Annotated in this window: 13 protein-coding genes; all 13 read left to right on the forward strand. The window is 73.8% G+C overall.

Annotated elements, in window-relative coordinates; genetic code table 11:
- The 13 genes from E6R60_RS05580 to E6R60_RS05640 all read left to right on the forward strand — a co-directional run bounded on the left by E6R60_RS05580 (position 1) and on the right by E6R60_RS05640 (position 21508).
- On the forward strand, positions 1-1266 hold the full coding sequence (locus E6R60_RS05580; protein ID WP_136325274.1) for a 6-phospho-beta-glucosidase: 1266 nt from the start codon (positions 1-3) through the stop codon (positions 1264-1266).
- Complete coding sequence (locus E6R60_RS05585; RefSeq protein ID WP_136325275.1) at positions 1257-2231, forward strand: BadF/BadG/BcrA/BcrD ATPase family protein; 975 nt, start codon at positions 1257-1259, stop codon at positions 2229-2231. Before E6R60_RS05580 ends, E6R60_RS05585 begins: the two co-directional genes overlap by 10 nt.
- 338 nt (positions 2232-2569) lie before the next feature.
- Entirely contained in the window at positions 2570-3988 is a 1419-nt protein-coding gene (locus tag E6R60_RS05590) for a hypothetical protein (protein ID WP_240802397.1), read from the forward strand.
- A gap of 89 nt (positions 3989-4077) precedes the next feature.
- A complete protein-coding gene (locus E6R60_RS05595) occupies positions 4078-5061 on the forward strand; it encodes a glutamate ABC transporter substrate-binding protein (RefSeq protein WP_136325560.1) in 984 nt (327 codons plus the stop codon).
- A gap of 166 nt (positions 5062-5227) precedes the next feature.
- Complete coding sequence (locus E6R60_RS05600) at positions 5228-6562, forward strand: hypothetical protein (RefSeq protein ID WP_136325276.1); 1335 nt, start codon at positions 5228-5230, stop codon at positions 6560-6562.
- Positions 6563-6653: 91 nt separating this feature from the next.
- Positions 6654-9434 carry a serine/threonine-protein kinase gene (locus tag E6R60_RS05605; protein ID WP_136325277.1) on the forward strand — a complete coding sequence of 927 codons (2781 nt, stop codon included), beginning with the start codon at positions 6654-6656 and terminating at the stop codon, positions 9432-9434.
- On the forward strand, positions 9431-10792 hold the full coding sequence (locus E6R60_RS05610) for a PP2C family serine/threonine-protein phosphatase (RefSeq protein ID WP_136325278.1): 1362 nt from the start codon (positions 9431-9433) through the stop codon (positions 10790-10792). Before E6R60_RS05605 ends, E6R60_RS05610 begins: the two co-directional genes overlap by 4 nt.
- A gap of 104 nt (positions 10793-10896) precedes the next feature.
- Entirely contained in the window at positions 10897-12249 is a 1353-nt protein-coding gene (locus tag E6R60_RS05615; protein WP_136325279.1) for a VWA domain-containing protein, read from the forward strand.
- A gap of 108 nt (positions 12250-12357) precedes the next feature.
- On the forward strand, positions 12358-13728 hold the full coding sequence (locus tag E6R60_RS05620) for an FHA domain-containing protein (protein WP_136325280.1): 1371 nt from the start codon (positions 12358-12360) through the stop codon (positions 13726-13728).
- A gap of 112 nt (positions 13729-13840) precedes the next feature.
- Entirely contained in the window at positions 13841-14245 is a 405-nt protein-coding gene (locus tag E6R60_RS05625; protein ID WP_136325281.1) for a globin, read from the forward strand.
- Between the two features lie 165 nt (positions 14246-14410).
- Positions 14411-17731: an FtsX-like permease family protein gene (locus E6R60_RS05630; RefSeq protein ID WP_136325282.1), complete on the forward strand. Its 3321-nt coding sequence runs from the start codon at positions 14411-14413 to the stop codon at positions 17729-17731.
- Position 17732: 1 nt separating this feature from the next.
- Positions 17733-20546, forward strand: coding sequence for an ABC transporter permease (locus tag E6R60_RS05635; RefSeq protein WP_136325283.1), 2814 nt, complete (start codon positions 17733-17735; stop codon positions 20544-20546).
- A complete protein-coding gene (locus tag E6R60_RS05640; RefSeq protein ID WP_136325284.1) occupies positions 20543-21508 on the forward strand; it encodes an ABC transporter ATP-binding protein in 966 nt (321 codons plus the stop codon). Before E6R60_RS05635 ends, E6R60_RS05640 begins: the two co-directional genes overlap by 4 nt.
- Positions 21509-21689: the final 181 nt, after the last annotated feature.

The raw sequence follows: 21689 nt of genomic DNA on the forward strand, positions 1-21689 counted from the left end.
ATGAAGCTCGCAGTAGTGGGTGGCGGGTCCACCTACACACCTGAACTGATCGACGGATTCGCACGGCTTCGGGACACCCTGCCGGTCGAGGAGCTCGTGCTCATCGACCCGGCGGCCGACCGGCTCGAACTCGTCGGCGGCCTCGCCCGGCGGATCTTCGCCCGGCAGGGCCACCCGGGGAGGATCGTCACCACCTCCGACATCGACGCGGGCGTCGCCGACGCCGACGCGGTCCTGCTCCAGCTGCGCGTGGGCGGCCAGGCGGCCCGCAACCAGGACGAGACGTGGCCGCTGGAGTGCGGCTGCGTCGGCCAGGAGACCACCGGCGCCGGCGGCCTCGCCAAGGCCCTGCGCACCGTCCCGGTCGTCCTGGACATCGCCGAGCGGGTCCGGCGCACCAACCCGGACGCCTGGATCATCGACTTCACCAATCCGGTCGGCATCGTCACCCGGGCACTGCTCCAGGCCGGGCACAAGGCCGTCGGCCTGTGCAACGTGGCGATCGGCTTCCAGCGCAAGTTCGCAGCTCTGCTCGACGTGACCCCCGCCGAGGTGCACCTCGACCACGTCGGGCTGAACCACCTGAGCTGGGAGCTCGGGGTGCGTCTCGGCGGCCCCGAGGGCGAGAACGTGCTGCCGCGGCTGATCGCCGAGCACGGCGACGCCATCGCCGACGACCTGCACATGCCGCGGGCGATCGTGGACCGCCTCGGCGTCGTCCCCTCGTACTACCTGCGCTACTTCTACGCGCACGACGAGGTCGTGCGGGAGCTCGGCACCAAGCCCTCCCGGGCCGCCGAGGTCGCCGCGATGGAGAAGGAACTCCTCGCGATGTACGGGGACCCGGCGCTGGACGAGAAGCCCGCGCTGCTCGCCAAGCGGGGCGGCGCCTTCTACTCGGAGGCGGCCGTGGACCTGGCGGCCTCGCTGCTCGGCGGCGGCGGCTCCGCGGTGCAGGTGGTCAACACGTACAACCGGGGGACGCTTCCGTTCCTGCCGGACGACGCGGTGATCGAGGTGCAGGCGAGGGTCGACGGGACGGGCGCGACGCCGCTCGCCGTGCCGGAGCTGGACCCGCTGTACGCCGGACTGATCGCCCACGTGACCGCGTACGAGGACCTGGCGCTCCGGGCCGCGCTGCACGGCGGCCGCGACCGGGTCTTCAAGGCCCTGCTGGCGCACCCTCTGATCGGCCAGTTCGAATACGCCGAAGCGCTCACCGACAAGCTGGTCGCGCACAACCGGGAGCACCTCGCGTGGGCGTGAACGGATGCGTCCTCGCGATCGACGCGGGGAACAGCAAGACCGATGTGGCCCTCATCGGTGAGGACGGCGGCGTGCTGTCCACGGCCCGGGGCGGAGGCTTCCAGCCTCCGGTGGTCGGAATCGGCGCGGCCGTGGACGTCCTCGGCGCGGCGGTGGAGCAGGCCCTGGCGGCGGCCGGCGTGGACGCGGGTTCCGTGGCCCATGTGTCCGCCTGCCTCGCAAACGCCGATCTTCCGGTCGAGGAGGCGCAGTTGACCCAGGCGCTGCACGCCCGCGCCTGGGGTCGCACGGTGGAGGTGCGCAACGACACCTTCGCGATCCTGCGCGCCGGGGCCGACGAGCCGCGCGGGGTGGCCGTCGTGTGCGGTGCGGGGATCAACTGCGTCGGCATGGTGCCGGACGGGCGGACCGCGCGTTTCCCCGCGATCGGCAGGATCTCGGGTGACTGGGGCGGTGGTTCGGGGCTCTCCGAGGAGGCGATGTGGTACGCCGCGCGTGCCGAGGACGGCCGGGGCGAGCCGACGGAACTGGCCCGTACGCTGCCGGCGCACTTCGGGCTGGCCTCGATGTACGCGCTGATCGAGGCCGTGCATCTGGGCCGGATCGCCTCCGCGCGGCGGCATGAACTGACACCGGTGCTGTTCGCGACCGCGGCCTCCGGCGACGCGGTGGCGCGCGGGCTCGTGGACCGGCTGGCGGAGGAGGTCGTGGCGCTGTCCTCGGTCGCGCTGTCGCGCCTCGGACTGCTCGACGAGGTGGCTCCGGTCGTGCTGGGCGGCAGTGTGCTGGCCGCCCGGCACCCGCAGTTGGACGAGCGGATCGGTGAACTCCTCGCCGTGCGCGCCCCCAAGGCGGTGGTGCGGGTGGTGCAGGAGTCTCCGGTGCTGGGCGCCGGGCTGCTGGGCCTGGACCACACGGGGGCCGCGCCGCAGGTGCACGCGAGACTCCGGGCGCAGTTCATCTGACGGCCGCGCGACGCGAGTGTCAGGGGCGTCCCGTAGCCTTCGGGTTGCGGGACGCCTGCTGCGCAGGGGGAACCGATCAGTTGTTCCGGACGTGTTCATGAGTGGGGAGATCGATCCGCTTCGGGGATTGCGCCGCCGATCGCCTTGATCGGTGACGCCGGCCTTGATCGAATGCTGTGTGACCGCGGCTGACGACAGTCGGCCGCTTCGTGGACCGGTGCAGGATCCGGGTGTTCGCCGTGTGGGCGCCGGTCCCTGCGGCCATACTTCTGGCCGGGTACCAGTCCCCCCGATCGGCCGGGGGGCGGGCCACCGTCAGTGACCGAGGGGGAGGTCAAGTGACATACCCGCCGACGATGCCTCCGGCGCCGCACCGCGCGCCGGGGCAGCAGGCTGCGCCGACGGCCGTACCCGCACCGCATGCACCACCGCCACCGCCGCCGGCCGGCGTCCGGGCGGTCGCCACACAGCGGCTGCGTGCCGCGGCGACCACCGAGCCGGGCCGGCTCCAGATCATCGGGGCCGTGCTGGCGCTGCTCGTCGTGGCGTTCGGTGTGGTGACGGCGTTCGAGATCAGCGACCGCGCGGCCGCGGCCAATGACGTGGTGGAGCGCAGCCAGCCGCTCAGCGCGGACGCGGCGGGCATCTACCGCTCGCTGGCCGACGCCGACGCGGCCGCCGCGAGCGGCTTCCTGGCCGGGCCGCAGGAACCGCGCCCGGTCCACGAGCAGTACGTGAAGGACATCGAGGAGGCCTCCCGGCTGCTCGTGAAGGCCGCGGCCAACACGGACGCGGCGACGGAGTCCGGCCACGAGATCACCACGCTCAGCGAGGAACTCCCGCACTACACCGGGCTCATCGAGCGCGCCCGCGCCAACAACCGGCAGGGGCTGCCGCTGGGCGGCGCCTATCTGCGGTACGCGAACCAGAAGATGGCGAACGAGCTGCTGCCGGCCGCCGAGCGGCTGTACACGGCGGAGACGGACCGGCTCGACCAGGACTACCGCTCCGCCAGGACGTGGCCGTTCTTCTCCCTCGCCGTCGGCGTCATCGCGCTGGCCGTGCTGTTCTGGGCCCAGCGGCGCAACTACCGCAGGACGAACCGGGTGTTCAACCACGGTCTGCTCGCGGCGACCGCGGCGGCGACCGTGGTGCTGCTGTGGCTGGCGGTGGGCCACACGGTGGCGCGGTCCGACCTGGCCGAGTCGAACACGCACGGACAGCAGTCCCTGGACGTGCTCAACCGGGCCCGCATCGACTCGCTGAAGGCCCGCTCCAACGAGAACCTCACGGTGGTCGCCCGCGGCGCGGTGCTCACCGCGGACGGCAAGAAGGACAAGTACGAGACCGACTACGGCACGGGCATGAAGGCGCTCGGCGCGGAGCTGGGCAAGGCCGCGAAGCTCGCCGAGGACACCGGCGACGCCGAGGGCGGCAAGCCGGTCGCGGACGCCATGGCGGCGGTCACCGAGTGGCAGAGCCGCCACCGGACCGCCCGGAAGACGGACGACAGCGGCGACTACGACACCGCCCTGGAGCAGATCATCGGCTCGCAGAACTCGACGGGCGAGTCCTTCGGCCGGGTGGACGAGGCCCTGCGCAAGGCGCTCGCCCACGAGCAGAGCCAGTTCACCCGGGCCGCCGAGGACGGGCGCGGGGCCCTGGGCGGGCTGCCGATCGGGGCCGCGGCCCTCGCCGTGCTCGGTGCGGTGGCGGCGATCGTCGGAGTCAACCGCAGGCTCTCGGAGTTCCGGTGACAGGGGGAGCGATGACAGCGAAGGACCCGAGGACGGGCCCGGGGACGGCCCGCAGGGGCCGGCTGCGCGGCTGGGGCGGGGTGACCGCCATGGCCGCCGCCTGTGCGGTGACGGCATCGCTGACCCTGCTGCCGCTCTCTCACAGCGGCAAAGGCGCCTTCGACGACCGGGCGGGGGCCGGGACGGCGCACGCCGTTCAGACGCGGGCCGACGACTGCAAGGACCCCGAGGCCAGCGTGCCGCCCGGAAAGCCGGAGGGCGACGCGATCGAGCGGATCAAGAAGCGCGGCAAGCTGATCGCCGGCGTCGACCAGAACAGCTTCCAGTGGGGATTCCGCAACCCGGAGTCCGGGAATCTCGAAGGCTTCGACATCGACCTGGTGCGGGCCATCGCCAAGGACATCCTCGGCAGCGAGGACAAGGTGATCTTCCGGGCGATCCCCACCAACCAGCGCATCGCCGCACTGGAGAACGACAAGGTCGACGTCGTCGTCCGGACGATGACGATCAACTGCGCCCGGCTGGACCAGGTGTCGTTCTCCACGGCCTACTTCCAGGCCGGTCAGCAGGTCCTCGCGCCGAAGGGGGACAAGGACGCGGACGACGTGATCACCGGCTTCAACTCCTCGCTGGCCGGCAAGCGGGTCTGCACCGCCGAGGGATCCACCGCGTACGAGGCGCTGGAGAAGGAGTCGTTCGGCTCCGTGTTCAAGGACGAGCACGACGGCACCGCGGCCGACGAGGACAAGCTCACCGTCCCCAACCAGCTGGACTGCCTGGTGCGGCTCCAGATGGGCGAGGTCGACGCGGTCGTCACGGACAACGCCCTCGCGGCGGGCCAGGCGGCCCAGGACCCGGCCGTGGAGCTCAAGGGCGCCCCCTTCACCACCGAGTACTACGGCGTGGCGGCCAAGAAGGGTGCGGACGACCTGGTGTCCCGGGTCAACAAGGTCCTGGTCGACTACCGCGCCGGTGGAAGCGACAGCCCCTGGATGACTTCGTACCACGCCTGGCTGGAGGACGGACTGCCCGGGATATCGGCGCCGCCGGCACCCAAGTACCGGAACGACTAGTGGCCCCGCCGCCAGGGCCGGCCCGTGGGGCCGGCCCTGGCGGTCACGGCACCAGCACGTTGCGTTCGGATCATGGCCGGACCGGGGAGACCGACACCCGGACGGCGGGTTGGCAGCACTGATCCTGCCGGGCCCCCGCCCGGCAGGAAGAGCGGAGAGGTGATCGATGGGCGTCGCGGGCCCCTTCCCCAGCTACGCGGCCCGGCCCCCGGGCCCGGTCATGGACCGGGACGAGGCCGACCGTGCGCTGGCCCGGCTCGGCGCGGAGCACGAGGCGATCGAGACCTCGCTCCTCGCCCTCCAGGACCACGCCGGGCGCCGGCTGCTGGAGGGCGCCGACCTCACCGGTGTCACCAAGGAGCGCTGGAGCGCCACCGAGCAGTCGATCGCACTGCTGTGGACCTACTTCGACGCGTACGCGGGCGCGCTGCACCGGGCGCGCGAGGTGCGCGCCCGGCGCCGTCAGCCCAACCGCGAGGACCTCGTGGCGCTCACCGGACTGCTGCGCGACCAGGGGGTCACGGTGGCGCACGCCGCCGCCGGCCACGATCCGTCCGTCACCGGCCCGGCCCGGCTCTCCGAGCGCTTCTCGCTGGAGGAGCTGGTCCACCGGATGAACGAGCTGTACGCGCGCTCGCTCGACATGGTCGTCGCCTCCGACTCCGTGTGGTCGGCGATGCCCGCCCGGATAGACCTGCTCGCCGCCGAGCTGCGCCGCACCCATTCGCTGGCGCACTCGGTCGGCGTCCGGCCCGGGGAGCACCCGGCGGGCGACGAGCTGGAGGCGATCGTCCAGGAGCTGACCACGCTGCGGGCGCAGGTGATCTCCGACCCGCTCGCGTTCTGGCTGCCCGGGCCCGGGAGTTCCGCGCCCGGCGGCGGACGCCCGGACACGACGCGCTACGACCGGGCGGCCCGGGCGCTGGACGACGTGCGGCGCGAGGTCGAGGCGGTGCTGGCGGTCCGGCAGGACGCCGAGCAGCGCCTCGTCCAGCTGCGCGACGTCCTGTCCCGCGCCGACCGCACCCTGGCCGAGGCCAGGGCGGCGCGTGGTGAGGTGCTGGCGAAGATCGCCGCGTCCGAGGTGCCCGCGGTCAACGGCCCGCCGACGGCGCTCCAGGAGCGGCTGGCCGCCGCGTCGGAGTACCGCAGGCACGCCCAGTGGCACCGGCTGTCCCCGCTGCTGGAGTCCTTGGAGCGGCAGGCCGACGAGGAGTTGCTGAGGGCCCGGGAGCAGCTGACCGCGGTCACGGCGCCGCTGGCGGTCCGGGCCGAGCTGCGGGGCCGGCTCGACGCGTACAAGGCGAAGGTCGCCCGGCACGGCCTGGCGGAGGACCCGGTCCTCATCGAACGATACGACGCGGCGCGCCGGATGCTGTGGAGCGCGCCGTGCGATCTGCGGGTCGCCGCGCTGGCGGTGCAGCGCTATCAGGACGCGGCGCTGGACCTGATGGGCGGGCGCGGGCCTTCGGGCCCCGAGGACCGGCGGGGGAACCCATGAGGGGGACGAGGCCCTTGGGCCGGAGGGTGTGCGGGAGCAGGGACGGAACATCGTGGCCGCCGCGGCGGCGGGGCGAACAGGAGGAACGACCGTGAGTACGCAGTGCCAGCGCCCCGCATGCGAGGGCAGTTACGAGGACATGGGCGGCGGTGAGCTGTACTGCGACACCTGCGGTCTGGCCCCGGTGGTCTCGCCGAACGGGATGGTGAGCTCGCCCCCCACCGGGATCGCGGGTGGCGGGAGGGGCAGCCGGGGCAGTAACAGCGCCTCGGCCCGCAGCAGTTCCCAGGGCTCGTCGAGGGCGTCCTCGCGGTCCTCGTCCCGCTCGTCGACGTCGCGGCGTTCGGTGTCGGGGCGGCTCTCGCGCGCGCTGTCCGGAAGCTCCGCCTCGCGTTCGGTCTCGGTGCGTTCCTCGGCCAGGTCGACCGGCACGTCGAGCCGCAACCGGCTCGGCGCCGGGCTCGTGCTCGTACCGGACGTGCCGCGTCCCGATCCGCGCACCGCCGTGATGAAGAACCCGGAGGTCCCCGAGCGCAAGCGGTTCTGCTCGCGTTCGGACTGCGGGGCGCCGGTGGGCCGGTCCCGGGGCGATCGGCCGGGGCGTACGGAGGGGTTCTGCACCAAGTGCGGCCACCCGTACTCCTTCGTGCCCAAGCTCCAGGAGGGCGACATCGTCCACGGCCAGTACGAGGTCGCGGGCTGCCTGGCGCACGGCGGGCTCGGCTGGGTCTACCTCGCGGTGGACCGTGCCGTCTCCGACCGGTGGGTGGTGCTCAAGGGCCTGCTCGACACCGGGGACCAGGACGCCATGGCGGCGGCCATCTCCGAGCGCCGCTTCCTCGCCGAGATCGAACACTCCAACATCGTCCGCATCTACAACTTCGTCGAACACCTCGACCAGCGGACCGGTTCGCTCGACGGTTACATCGTCATGGAGTACGTCGGCGGCAAGGCCCTCAAGGAGATCGCCAACGAGCGCCGCACGCCGTCCGGCAAGCGGGATCCGCTGCCGGTCGAGCAGGCGTGCGCGTTCGGCATCGAGGCGCTGGAGGCCCTGGGCCATCTGCACAGCCGCAACCTGCTGTACTGCGACTTCAAGGTCGACAACGCGATCCAGACCGAGGACCAGCTCAAGCTGATCGACATGGGCGCGGTGCGCAGGATGGACGACGAGGAGTCGGCCATCTACGGCACGGTGGGCTACCAGGCGCCCGAGGTCGCGGAAACGGGCCCTTCGGTGGCCTCCGACCTGTACACGGTCGCGCGGACGCTCGCGGTGCTGACCTTCGACTTCCAGGGGTACACGAACGTCTTCGTCGACTCGCTCCCGGACCCGGACAACATCGAGGTGTTCCGGACCTACGAGTCGTTCTACCGGCTGCTGGTGCGGGCGACCGACCCCGACCCGGCACGGCGGTTCGCCTCCGCGGCGGAGATGGCGGAGCAGCTGACGGGCGTGTTGCGCGAGGTGGTGTCGTTGCAGACGGGGCGTCCGCGCCCGGCGCTGTCGACCCTGTTCGGTGCGGAGCTGCGCGTGACCGACACCGAGCTGTTCTCCACCCGGACGGACGAGGTCTCGCGGCTGGGGGCCCGAGCGCCGGAGCCCGCCCGGACCGGGCTCTTCGGGCGGCGGCGGGGCAGCGGACCGCCGGTGGCGCCGGCCGTGTCCCCGCCGGCCGCGGTCGCGCCCCCCGGTGGTGTCCCGGGCGCCCTGCCCGCGGGCCCGCCTCCTTCTCCGGCGGGCGCCGCACCGCTGCCCTCCACCACCACGCACGTCCGCGGCGGCGCCCCGGGCGGAGGGAACAGCACCCCGCCCCCGTACGGGCAGCCGCAGGCGGTCATCCCGGCACCCCGGGTCCCGGTCGTGAGTCCGGGCGGCGCGCCCGGGCCGCACAGCGCGAACGGCCCGAGGCTGGCCGGGCTCGACGTGCGCGGGACCGCGCTGGCGCTTCCGGTGCCCCGGGTCGACGCGAGCGACCCCAACGCGGGTTTCCTGGCCGGGGTGATGGCCTCGGCGCCCTCCGAACTCATCGCCGCGCTGCAGGCCGTTCCGACCGCCTCGCTGGAGACCCGGCTGCGGGAACTGCGGGCGGCCCTGGAGATGAACGACCTGGCCGGCGCGACGGAGACCCTGACCGCCCTGGAGGCGCAGCACTCGGACGACTGGCGTGTGGTCTGGTACCGCGGGCTCACCTCCTTGGTCTCCGGCGACAAGGAGAACGCGGCGCTGTCCTTCGACGCGGTCTACGACGCGTTCCCCGGGGAGCCCGCGCCGAAGCTCGCCCTCGGCATCTGCGCGGAGGTCCTGGGCCAGCTGGACAACGCGGCGGAGTACTACCGCCTGGTGTGGATGACCGACCCGAGTTTCGTCAGCGCGGCGTTCGGCCTGGCGCGGGTGCAGCTCGCCGCCGGGGACCGGGGCGGTGCCGTCAGGACGCTGGAGTCGGTGCCCGAAGCCTCGATCCACTTCACGGCGGCCCGGGTCGCGGCGGTACGTGCCCGGCTGCGGGAACGGGCCCCGGACGATCCGCTGATCAGCGATCTGACGGCCGCCTCGGCCCAGGTGGCGGGGCTGGCGGCGCTCGGCCTGGACGCGGTGCGCCGCGAGCAGTTGTCGACCGAGGTGCTGGGTACGGCGCTCGACTGGGTACTCTCCGGTAGTCCCACGGCTCGGCCCTCGGACCCGCACGCGGTCCCGTACGCCGGGGCGCAGGGGCCGAAGACGCTGCTCGGCAGTGAACTGGACGAGCGCGGCCTGCGTTTCGGGCTGGAGCGGTCGTACCGGATGCTCGCCCGGCTTGCGGAGCCCGGTGACGAGAGGATCGAGCTGGTGGAGCGGGCCAACCGTTTCCGCCCCCGAACGTGGGTGTGAACATGTCGCGGAATCACCAGGAGACTGCCGTGCCGAGGTGTCCGGGCTGCGAGGAGCCGCTGGAGCCGGGGGACCTGTTCTGCGGTGCGTGCGGGTACGACCTGTCGGCCGTGCCCGAGCCGCCGCAGGACCGCCCGACGATCCCCATCGTCACCACCCCGGCCGGGCAGCCGGCGCCCGGTGCGGGCACCGGCTTCGGCCAGGCGGCCCCTGCCCCTGCCCCTGCCGGGGATCCGGTTACGGGTGCGGGCGCCGGCTTCGGCCAGGCCCCTGCCCCCGCCCCTGCCGGGGATCCGGTTACGGGTGCGGGTTACGGCCCCGGCGCGTCCGGCGACTTCGAGCTGGCCGCGCCCGCCGCCGCGAGGGTGGCGCCCGATCCCCGTACCTCCCCCGACCTCGACCCGGGACCCGCCCCCGCCCCGGCCCCGCCGGCCGGCGCCAAGGTGTGCGTGGCCTGCCGGGCCGGCCGCGTCGACGACGACGGCTACTGCGAGAACTGCGGCCACGCACAGCCCCGCGAGCGCGACCACATGGAGCAGGAGCTCGGTTCGGTCGCCGCGGTCAGCGACCGGGGACTGCGTCATCACCGCAACGAGGACGCGTTCGCCGTGTCGACGACCGCGTTGCCGGACGGCTCACCGGCCGTCGTCGCGATCGTCTGCGACGGGGTGTCGTCGGCGAGCCGGCCCGACGAGGCCTCGGCGGCCGCGGCGCACGCCGCCAACGAGGCGCTGCTGGAGTCGCTGCCGCGCGGAACCCATCCGCAGCAGGCGATGCACGAGGCGATCGTGGCCGCGGCCGAATCGGTCAACCGGCTGGCGAACGACGCCGGTCAGGCCCCGGAGCAGGACCCGCAACGCCATCAGAACGCCCCGGCCTGCACCCTGGTCGGCGCGATCATGGTGAGCGGGCTGCTGGTCGTCGGCTGGGTCGGCGACAGCCGCGTGTACTGGGTGCCCGAGGACCGCGCCGGTGCGCCGGCCCGGCTCACCGAGGACGACTCGTGGGCCGCGCAGATGGTCGCGGCCGGCCTGATGAACGAGGCGGAGGCGTACGCCGACGAGCGCGCCCACGCCATCACGGGCTGGCTCGGTGCGGACGCCTACGAACTGGAGCCGCACACCGCGTCGTTCAAACCCGACCGGCCGGGACTCGTGGTGGTCTGCACGGACGGCCTGTGGAACTACGCGGAGTCCGCGTCCGACATGGCCGCCGCCGTCCCCGAGGACGCGTACGAGCGGCCGCTGCACGGTGCCCAGGTGCTGGTGGGTCACGCACTCGACGGCGGGGGCCACGACAACGTAACAGTGGCCCTGGTGCCGTTCGCCGTACCACCGCAAGGGGCAGGATCCGCCTGAAGCCGCAGGCAGAAGGGACCACCCCGTCCGCCCCTTGTTCTTCCCATGCCGTTGTCCGCATATCTGTCTTCATCTGACACGTGGAGCCTCAAGGAGCCGATCAGATGGCCAACTTCTCCAAGTCCAACGTGCCGCAGTTCTCCGTCGAGGTGTATCAGAACGAATATCTGCCCGAGGGCGGCCGTGAGGTCAACGGCATCATCACGGTCACCTCGACCGGCGGCGGCACCACAGGCGGCGTTCCGCTGACCGGTGCGACGCCCTCCCGCCCGCCGGCCGGGGCCGCCGACGCGGCGGTGGTGATCATGGTGGACTGCTCGGGTTCGATGGACTACCCGCCGACGAAGATGCGCAACGCCCGTGACGCGACGGCGGCGGCCATCGACACCCTGCGCGACGGCACCTCCTTCGCCGTGGTGAGCGGTACGCACGTCGCCAAGGACGTCTACCCGGGCAACGGGCGGCTCGCCGTCGCCGATGCGCAGACCAAGGCCCAGGCGAAGGAGGCGCTGCGCCGGCTCGGCGCGGGCGGCGGGACGGCGATCGGGACCTGGCTGCGGCTGGCCGACCGCCTGCTCGGCGCCGCCGATGTGGAGATCCGGCACGGAATCCTGCTGACGGACGGGCGCAACGAGCACGAGGCGCCCGAGGACCTGCGGGCGGCGCTCGACGCGTGCGCGGGCCGGTTCACGTGTGACGCCCGCGGGGTCGGCACCGACTGGGAGGTGAAAGAGGTCACAGGGATAGCCTCCGCGCTGCTCGGGACGGCCGACATCGTCGCCGATCCCTCGGGGCTGGCCGCCGACTTCACGCAGATGATGGAGAACGTGATGGGCAAGGAGGTCGCGGACGTCGCTCTGCGGCTCTGGACCCCGGTCGGCGTGGAGATCAAGTTCGTGAAGCAGGTCGCTCCGACGGTGGCCGATCTGACCGGCCGCCGCACGGAGGCCGGGCCCCGCGCGGGCGACTACCCCACCGGTTCCTGGGGGAACGAGTCCCGCGACTACCACGTGTGCGTACAGGTGCCCGAGGCCGGCATCGGGCAGGAGATGCTGGCGGCCCGCGTCTCGCTGATCCTTCCGGACCCGGCGGGCGGGACGCCGCAGACGCTCTCGCAGGGTCTCGTGCGGGCGGTCTGGACGGACGACATGGTGGCGTCGACCTCGATCAATCCGCAGGTCGCGCACTACACGGGCCAGGCGGAACTGGCACAAGTCATCCAGCAGGGCCTCGATGCACGCAAGTCGGGAGACTTCGACGGCGCGACGGCCAAGCTCGGCCGTGCGGTGCAGTTGGCATCGGCGTCCGGGAACGAGGACACTGCGAAACTGCTTTCGAAGGTGGTCGACGTCGTCGACGCGGCGACCGGTACTGTGCGACTGAAAGCCAAAGTCGCGGAAGCGGACGAGATGACACTCGAAACGCGCTCCACGAAGACAGTTCGCGTCAAGAAATAACCACATATCCGCACTGATGAGCCGCCCGACCGGCCAGGTCCGCCGGGCGGCGACGCAAGAAAAAATGACGGCCCCCGGGGCCGGACGAGGAGAGGGGGAAGCGCCGACATGCCGACCTGCCCGAACGGACACCAGTCGGGTTCCGAGGACTGGTGCGAGGTCTGCGGCCACCGCATGGCCGGGGCGGGCGCGCCCGCGGGCGCCGTTCCCCCGCCGCCTCCCCCGCCCCCCGCGCGCGGCTACGGATACCCGCAGGGCTCCGGCCCCGATGCGACCCAGCAGGCCGAGCTCTGCCCCCAGTGCCGTACCCCCCGGGAGGCCATGGCGCCGTTCTGCGAGGAGTGCCGCTGGAACTTCCTCACGAACACCGCCACCTCGTACACGCCGCTGGCTCCGCAGCACGGCGCCCCGGGCGGTCCGGTGCCCGGACTCAACCTGCCGCCGGGCTTCCAGGCCCAGCAGCCGCCCGGCCCGCCGCAGCAGCGCGAGCCCCGCGATCCGTTCGAGTACCAGGGCTCGCGCCCCTCGCAGGTGAACCGGTCGGCCGAGCCGCTCTCCTCGGGCCCGGACCGGCCCGGCCCCCCGGGACCGGGTCAGCAGCCCCCTCACCCGTTCCCGCCGCAGGGCCAGCAGGGTCCGCCGCCCCCGCCGCCGTTCCAGCAACAGGGACAGCAGCACGGACAGCAGCCGGGACAGCAGGGCGGCCCGCAGGGCTTCCCGCAGGGCCAGCAGCACGCCCAGCAGCAGAATTCGCCGCAGGGCTCGCCTCCGCCGCCGTTCCAGCAACAGGGACAGCAGGGCCCGCCCCCGCCGTTCCAGCAGCAGAACCCGCCGCCCTTCCAGCAGCAGCAGAGCGCGCCGCCCGCGTTCCAGCAGACGGCTCCCCCGGTCTTCGAGCAGCCCGGCCCGCCGGCCCCGCCGCAGCCGCAGGCGCCGCAGACCGGCGGTGACGACTGGCTGCTGTCGCCGCCCTCGCAGGCCCAGGGCCCGCAGTCGCCGATGCAGCAGCAGCCGTACCCCGGCCAGAACCAGAACCAGGGACCCGAGCAGGGTCAGGGCCAGGGTCCGCAGTCCATGAACTGGACTGCGGTCATCGCGCCCGACCGCGAGTACTTCCTGGCGATGATGCAGCGCAGCGGCCCCGAGGCCACCGGGCTGAACCTCCCGGCGTACTCCCCGGAACAGCAGCTGCCGCTCACCGGCAACCAGATCACCATCGGCCGCCGCCGGCACAGCACGGGCGAGTCCCCGGACATCGACCTGTCCGTGCCGCCGGAGGACCCGGGCGTCTCGCACCAGCACGCGGTGCTGGTGCAGCAGCCGGACGGCAGCTGGGCCGTCGTCGATCAGAACTCGACGAACGGCACCACGCTGAACGGAGCCGAGGAGCCGATCCAGCCCTACGTCCCCGTACCGCTCCAGGACGGCGACCAGGTCCACGTCGGGGCGTGGACCACGATCACGATCCGCAGGGACTGACCCCCCGCGGACAGCGCGCCGGCCGGTGAGGGAACGCCCCCTCACCGGCCGTCGCCGTATCCGTCTTCCCCGGCCCCCCGTGCCCGGCCGGCGCGTCTGCGACCATGGACGGGTGACTGAGAATCCGCGCGACACGCTGCAGGAGCTGACCTTCTACGAGCTGGTCGGCGGCGAGGACACCTTCCGGCGCCTGGTCCACCGCTTCTACCAGGGCGTGGCCGGGGACCCGCTGCTGCGGCCGATGTACCCGGAGGAGGATCTGGGTCCCGCCGAGGAGCGGTTCGCGCTCTTCCTGATGCAGTACTGGGGCGGCCCCCGCACCTACAGCGAGGAGCGCGGACATCCCCGGCTGCGGATGCGGCACGCGCCGTTCCGGGTGGACCGCGCCGCGCACGACGCCTGGCTGAGCCACATGCGGGAGGCGCTCGACGAGCTCGGGCTGGACCCGGAGCACCACCGGCAGCTGTGGGACTACCTCACCTACGCGGCCGCCTCGATGGTGAACACCGAGGGCTGAGCGGCGGTCGGATGTGTGCGGAATCCGGAACTCCGTCTTCGCATATCGATCACAATCCCATCAAGGTATGCCTGTAAGCGGTTTCCAGCGGTGACTCCCGTCTGAAAGCATCCGTACGAACGCACCGGGGGCGCAGGTGCGCGTAAGCGGTGATCAGGGGGTCAGGTGACGGGGTTCGTCCTTCTGCGGGTGCGGGCCCACCGGCTCCTGCTCGCCGCGGCCGTCCTGGCCGTCCTCCTCACCACCTCGGTCCTGGCCGCTCTCACCGCCTTCTCCGGCTCCATCGGTGACGCCGCACTGCGCCACACCCTCACCCACCGGTCGGCCGCGCCCGCCGCACTGGTCGTGTCCGTGCAGGTGGACCACGACCGGCGGGACGCCGCCGAGGCGGCCGTGCGCCGGGCCGCCCGCGACACGTTCGACGGGCTCCCGGTGACCGTACGGAAGCTGGAGTCCTCGGGGCCGTACGCCCTGCCGCGCGGCCTGCAGGAACCCGCCGCCCGGCGCGGCGATCCCGACCTCACGCACTTCGCCTCCCTCGACCGCGGCCGGGTCCGGCTCACCGCGGGCAGGATGCCCGCCGCCGGGGCGGCAGCGGCCGGCGCCCCGGTCCAGGTGGCGCTCCCCGCCACCGCCGCCGAGGCCCTCGGCCTGAAGCCCGGCGCCCGGCTGAAGGTCACCGACCGACTCGGCGGCACACCCGTCCAGCTCCTGGTCACCGGTCTCTACAAGGCCGCGGACCAGTCCGACCCGTACTGGAAGCTCGACGCGCTCGCAGGGCGCGGCATCCGCAAGCTCGTCTTCACGACGTACGGTCCGCTGCTCACCGATCCGGCCGTGCTCGGCTCCGGCCGGCTCAGCTCGGGTGAGATGTCCTGGCTGGCCTCCGCCGACTTCCGGACCGTCACCACCGGCCGGATGGACGCGCTGCGCCGGTCGGCGACCACCGGCCCCAAGGCTCTGCTCGCCGCTCCGGAGTTCAAGGACGGGGCCAGTGCGCAGACCTCGCTGCCCACGGTCCTCGACCAGATCGACCGGGCGCTGCTGGTCTCCCGCTCGACGCTGACGATCGTGGCGGTGCAGCTGGTCCTGCTCGCCGGGTACGCCCTGCTGCTGGTGGCACGCCTGCTGAGCAGCGAACGCGCCGGCGAGACCGAACTGCTGCGGGCACGCGGTGGATCACGGCTCAAGATCACCTCGCTGGCCGCGATCGAGGCGCTGCTGCTGGCGTTGCCCGCCGCCGTCGTCGCCCCGCTGCTCGCCGGACCGCTGACCCGGCTCCTGGCGGACCGCAGCGAGCTCTCCCGGATCGGCCTGAGGCTCGACGGGGGCGTCACCGGCCAGGTGTGGCTGATCGCGGCCGCCACCGCGCTGGCCTGCGCGCTCGCCGTCGTCGCTCCGGCCCTGGCCGCCAGTGCGGGGGGCCGGCGCTCCACACGTTCCGCGGCGCTGCCGGCGCCGGTGCGGGCGGGGGCGGACATCGCCCTGCTGGCGATCGCGGCGGTCGCGTACTGGCAGCTGGACCGGCAGACCACGGGTGCGGGCGGTGGCGCGCTCAGCGGCGACCGCGAGGGCCGGCTCGGCATCGATCCGCTGCTGGTCGCCGCCCCCGCCCTGGCCCTGCTGGCGGGCACCGTGCTGACGCTGCGCCTGCTGCCGCCCGCCGCCCGGCTCGCGGAGCGCCGGGCGGCGGGCGGCCGGGGACTGGCGACGGCGCTGGCGGGCTGGCAGTTCAGCCGCCGCCCCCTGCGGGGGGCCGGGCCGGTGCTGCTGCTGGTGCTCGCGATGGCGATGGGGATGCTGGCGATCGGGCAGAGCGCGTCGTGGAACCGTTCCCAGAGCGACCAGGCGGACTTCAGGTCCGGTGCGTCGGTGCGTGTGACCGGCGGTGTCAACGCGGACCCGGCGAAGTCCGGTGCGTACGCGAAGCTGCCGGGCATCCGGGACGCCGCACCCGCGTTCCGCGCGTCGGTGGAGCTCTCCGACGAGCGCACCGCCGAAGTCCTCGCGCTGGACACGGCGCACGCCGACGAGCGGATGCTGATGCGCGGCGACCTCGGCGACGGGCCCGGGAACCGGCTGTTCGACACGCTCGCCCCGCCGAAGGCGGCCCGGCCGGGACTGCTGCTCCCGAAGAACAGCACGCGGCTCCGCTTCGACCTGCGGATCTCCGACCTGCACGCGCCCGGCCACGTCTCGCCGTCCGGCATGGCGCCGCGGGTGACGGTGACGCTGGAGGACCGCTACGGCCTCCCGTACCAGGTGGTCGTGGGTTCCGTCCCCGTCGACGGCAAGGCGCATCCCGTCTCGGTCGACGTGGGCGCCGCCGGTGAGCCGGCCGTCACCGGGATCGAGCTGGACGACCAGCAGCCCGTCGGCGCCGGGCAGTCGCACCGGCTCACCGTGAGCGCCCTGCGCACCGTCGCCCCGGACGGCGCCGAGCAGCCGGTCCCGGTCCCCGACGGCTTCCGCTGGCAGGCGGCGGTGACCGCCGACGCGTTCGGTGAGGTGCGGCCCGGCGAGGCCGTCCACCCGGCCGCCTCTGCCACGGCCCCGCTGAGCCTCGACTACGCCACCGGTTTGGTCACCCCCGAGGACGCGGTGTACGCCGTACCCGCCCTGAATGTGCGGATCACCGCGGTCCGCGCCAAGGCACCGGCCCTGAACGCCGTCGCCACGGACGCCTATCTGAAGGCGACCGGGGCGAAGCGGGGGGAGGACGTCGACGTCACCCTGGCCGGGGAGACCGTCCGGGTGAGGATCACCCGGACCGTGCACCGGCTGCCCACCACCGGCCCCGGCTCGGGCTCCTCCGCCTCCACCGGGGAATCGCAGCGGGCCCGGGACGGCGGGGCCCTGCTCCTCGACCTGCGGGCGCTGGGCCGGGTCTTCGCCGAGCGCCCCAACGCCCGGCTCACCGCCACCGAGTGGTGGCTGAGCACCGACCCGGGCCGGACCGCTGACGTCGCGGCCGCGCTCCGCAAGCAGCCCGACACCGACCCCGTACAGGTCCAGGTGCGCGACGAGGTCGCCGAGGACCTGGTCAGCGATCCGCTGGGAGCCGGTCCGCAGTCCGCGCTCCTCGCGGTGGCGGTCATCGCCGCCGCCCTGGCCGCGGTCGGCTTCGCGGTGGCCGCGGTCGGTTCGCAGCGGGAGCGTTCCGCCGAGTTCGCCGTGCTGCGGGCCCTGGGCACGCCGCGCCGGCAACTGGCCCGGATGACGGCCGCCGAACAGGGCGTACTGATCACGATCGCCCTGCTGGCCGGGACCCTGCTCGGCGCCCTGCTCACCCGGGCGGTGGTGCCGCTGATCGTGCTGACCGGCCAGGCGTCCCAGCCGGTGCCCTCCGTGCTGGTCCAGCTGCCGGCCGGGCAGGTGGCCGTGCTGATGGCGGGGGTGGCGGCCCTGCCGCTGATCGTCGTCGCCGCTCTCACGCTGCGCCGCGCCGACCCGGCGATATCGCTGCGCACCCAGGGGGACCACTGACATGAGCCCGCGAGCGACAACTCACCGGACCGCGTCCGCCTGCGCCCCCTGGGTACGCACCCGGCTGCGGACCGCACCCGGTGCCGCCTGCGCCTTCGCCCTGCTCGTGCTGGTGACGGCCTTCCTCGCGGCGGCCTTCCCCCGGGCCGTCGACAGCTACGAGGACAGGGGGCTGCGCCACGATCTCGGGGACGTCGACCCCACGCGCAGCGTCCTCGAACTGAGCGGGCCCCAACCCGGCCTCGAACTGCCGGTCGCCGCGCGCGAGTCCATGGTGCGCGAGGCCGCGCTGGCGTCGGTGCAGCACAAGGTCCTGGCCGGACTGCCCGACCCGGTGCGGGCCGACGCCTCGCAGTCCGCGTACGGGGTGCGCACCTCGGAACCGATCCTGGCGGGCGAGCCGTGGCTCCCCCGCCCCTACGGCCTCGACCCCGCGTTGACGTACGTCACCCAGTCGGCCCTGCCCGACCACGCCACCCTGCGTACGGGGACGTGGCCGGCCGCCCGCGGCAAGGTGTCGCTCACCACCCGGGAGGCCGAGGCCGCCGTCACCGAGCAGACCGCGAAGGCGCTCCGGATCAAGGCCGGCGCGACGGTCTCCGTCCCGACGCGCGGCGGTGAGGCGCTGACCGTACGGATCACCGGCATCGTCGCCCCGCGGGACCCCGAGGCCTCCTACTGGTCGGCCGAACCGCTGCTCCGTACGCCGTCCCTGGTCCCCCGGCCCGGCAAGGAGACGCCGCGCTACTACTGGATCGCCGCGCTGCTGCTGCCGCCGGACGCCGCGCCGGCCCTGCTCTCCACCACCGGCCAGCCGGAGCTGTACTGGCGGATCGCGCCGGACGGCTCCCGGCTGACCGCGCGCGACGTGCCGCGGCTGCGGACGGCGGTGGCTTCCCTGGAAGGCGGTCCGGGGCTGCTGAAGATGCGCCGGGTGGCCGGTGACACGGTCACGGTGACGACCGACCTGGACGAGATCCTGACGGCGTACGACGGGATGCGTGCCGCGATCAAGCCGGTCGTCACGGTCGCCGCCGTCGGCATCGGGGCCGTCGCCGCCGTCGTCCTGCTGATGACGGGCGGTCTGATGGCCGGCCGCCGGCACGCCGAACTGGCCCTGCTCCGGGCCCGCGGGGGCTCGCTGGCCGGCATCGGGGGACGGCTGCTGGGCGAGACCGCGGTGACGGCCGTGCCTGCCGGGGCGCTGGGCCTGCTGCTCGCGGTCCTCGCCGTCGGTGAGGGGAGGCTGTGGCCCGCGGTGACCGGCGCCGCCGGCGTCGTCGTCCTGGTCTGCGCCGCGCTCCCCCTGCGCACGGCGCTGCGCCACCGCGCCCCGCGACTGCCCGGCGCCCGCGACGACCTGGTCGCCGCCCGCCCGTCCCGGCGGCGTACCGTCGCCGAACTCACCCTGCTGGTGCTGGCCGCCGGCGCCGTCGCCGCGCTGCGGCGGCGCGGTACGGACGGCACGGGCGGCACGGACCTTCTGATCAGCTCGGCCCCTGTGCTCGTCGGGCTGATCGCCGCCGTGGTCCTCGTACGGCTCTACCCGCTGCCGCTGCGGCTCGCCCTGCGCTCCGTGGCCCGGCTCCGCGGGGCGATCGGCTTCCTCGCCCTCGCCCGCGCCGGGCGGACCTCGGCCGCCGGGACCCTGCCGCTGCTCGCGCTGCTGGTCGCCCTGACGACGGCGGCGTTCGGCGGCTCGGTCCTCGCCGGGGTCGCGGACGCGCGGGACGGCGCTGCGGTGCGCGCCGTGGGCGCCGACGCCCGGGTCAGCGGCCAGGCCGACTCCGTACCCTTGCCGGCCGCTCTGATCCGTGCGGTGCGCAAGGCGGACGGGGTACGGGACGTGGCCCCGGTCCAGATCGAGTACGGGGTGGCGCTCCCGGCGCCCGCGAGCGGCTTCGAGGACGCCAAGGGGGCCACGCTGATCGGCGTGGACCCGGTCACGTACGCCCGGCTGGCCCGCTCCACCGGGCTCGGCGCCTTCCCGGCCGACCGGCTCGAGGCGACCGGACCGGCGGTACCGAAGGGCACGCTGCCCTCGAAGAACCGGGTGCTGCCCGTCCTCGCCTCCCCGTCCGTGGCCACGCGCCTCGGCGACCGGCCGCGCGAGCTCCAGTCGCTGGCCGGGGACCTCAAGGTGCGGGTCGCGGGCACGGTGACGGGCACGCCCGCCGTCAGCGACACCTCGTTCCTCATCGTGAACTCCGCCTCGCTCACCCACCGGCAGACCACCGCGCTGCTCCTCACCGGCGACCGGATCGACGCCGGGGCGCTGCGCACGACGGCCCGGCACGCGGGCAAGGATCTCGCCGTGCAGATGCGCGCCGAGGAACGTGCCACGTACGTCGACACACCGATGCAGACGGGAGCCGAGCGGATCTACCTGGCCGCGATCGCGGCCGGCGCGGGCTACGCCCTGCTCGCCGTCCTCCTCTCGCTGCTGCAGACCGCCCCGGAACGCGCCACGCTGCTGGCGCGGCTGCGCACCATGGGCCTCACCACCCGGCAGGGCGGCCGTCTCCTCGGCTTCGAGGCCATGCCCCAGGCAATGTTGGCCGCCGGAGGCGGACTCCTCGTCGGCTGGGCGACCATCGTGCTGCTGTCACCGGGCATCGATCTGGTGCGCCTCGCACTCGCGTCCAGTCCCGGCTCGGGGCTGCTGGACACCGCACCGCTGCGGACCGATCCGTGGTCGCTGGCCCTCCCGGCCCTGGGCGTGATCGTCCTCGCCGCGGCGGTGGCCGGCGTTCAGGCCTGGTGGGCCGGCCGCCGTGGATCGATCACCGAACTCAGGGCAGGAGACTCCCGATGACGCCGTCGACCGATTCCACACTGGCGGAGCTCGAACAGCGGGCGACCGCCCGCCGCGACCGGCCCTCCTACGGCCACGACGCGCTGATCGCCTGCGACCGGCTGGTCCGCATCTTCACCACGGACGGGGTGGAGGTGCAGGCCCTTCAGGGCCTGGATCTGCTGGTCACCGAGGGCGAGTTGCTGGCCCTGGTCGGCGCGTCCGGCAGCGGCAAATCGACCCTGATGAACATCCTGGCGGGCCTCGACGAACCCACGGCGGGGGCGGCGAAGGTGGCGGGCTGCGATCTGCTGTCCATGGGGCAGAAGGAGCGCCTGCGCTACCGCCGGGACGTCGTCGGATTCGTCTGGCAGCAGACCTCCCGCAACCTCCTGCCCTATCTGACGGCCCTCCAGAACGTCACGCTGCCCATGCAGTTGCGCGGCCGCGGCCGCGGTCGCGAACGGGCCGCGCGCGCGGAGTCGTTGCTGAAGATGCTGGAGGTGGCCGACTGCCGTGACCGGCGCCCCCAGCAGATGTCCGGGGGCCAGCAGCAGCGCGTGGCGATCGCCGTCTCGCTGGCCAACTCCCCCTCCGTGCTCCTCGCCGACGAGCCGACCGGTGAGCTGGACTCGGCCACCGGTGAGCAGGTGTTCGCCGCCTTCCGCCGCGCGAACGAGGAGCTCGGCACGACGATCGTGATCGTCACCCACGACCAGGCGGTCGCGAACGAGGTCCGCCGCACGGTGGCCATCCGGGACGGCCGCACCTCCTTCGAGGTGCTGCGCCGCACGGAGGTCGACGCGGCGACGGGCCAGGAGTCCCAGGTGGCGCGCGAGTACGCGATGCTCGACCGCGCGGGCCGGCTCCAACTGCCCGCCGACTACACGGAGGCGCTGGGCATGGAGCACCGCGTGATGCTGGAACTGGAGCAGGACCACATCGGCGTGTGGCCGGACGGCGCCGGGCCCAAGCCCGAGTAGACGGAGGGCGTGCCCCCGGCACACACGCGAGCGGACGCCGGGCATGCGGCCGAGGACGTCCACGTACGCGGGCGCCATCCGGCAGAGGACGCCCGCGTGCGCGAAGGTGGCATCCGGCCCAAGGCGTCCACGCACGTGGGCACGACATCCGCGCCCGAGGAAGTCCACGGGCGCGGGTGGG

Source organism: Streptomyces sp. A0642 (genome assembly GCF_004795105.1).
In the GTDB taxonomy this organism is placed as follows: Bacteria; Actinomycetota; Actinomycetes; order Streptomycetales; family Streptomycetaceae; genus Streptomyces.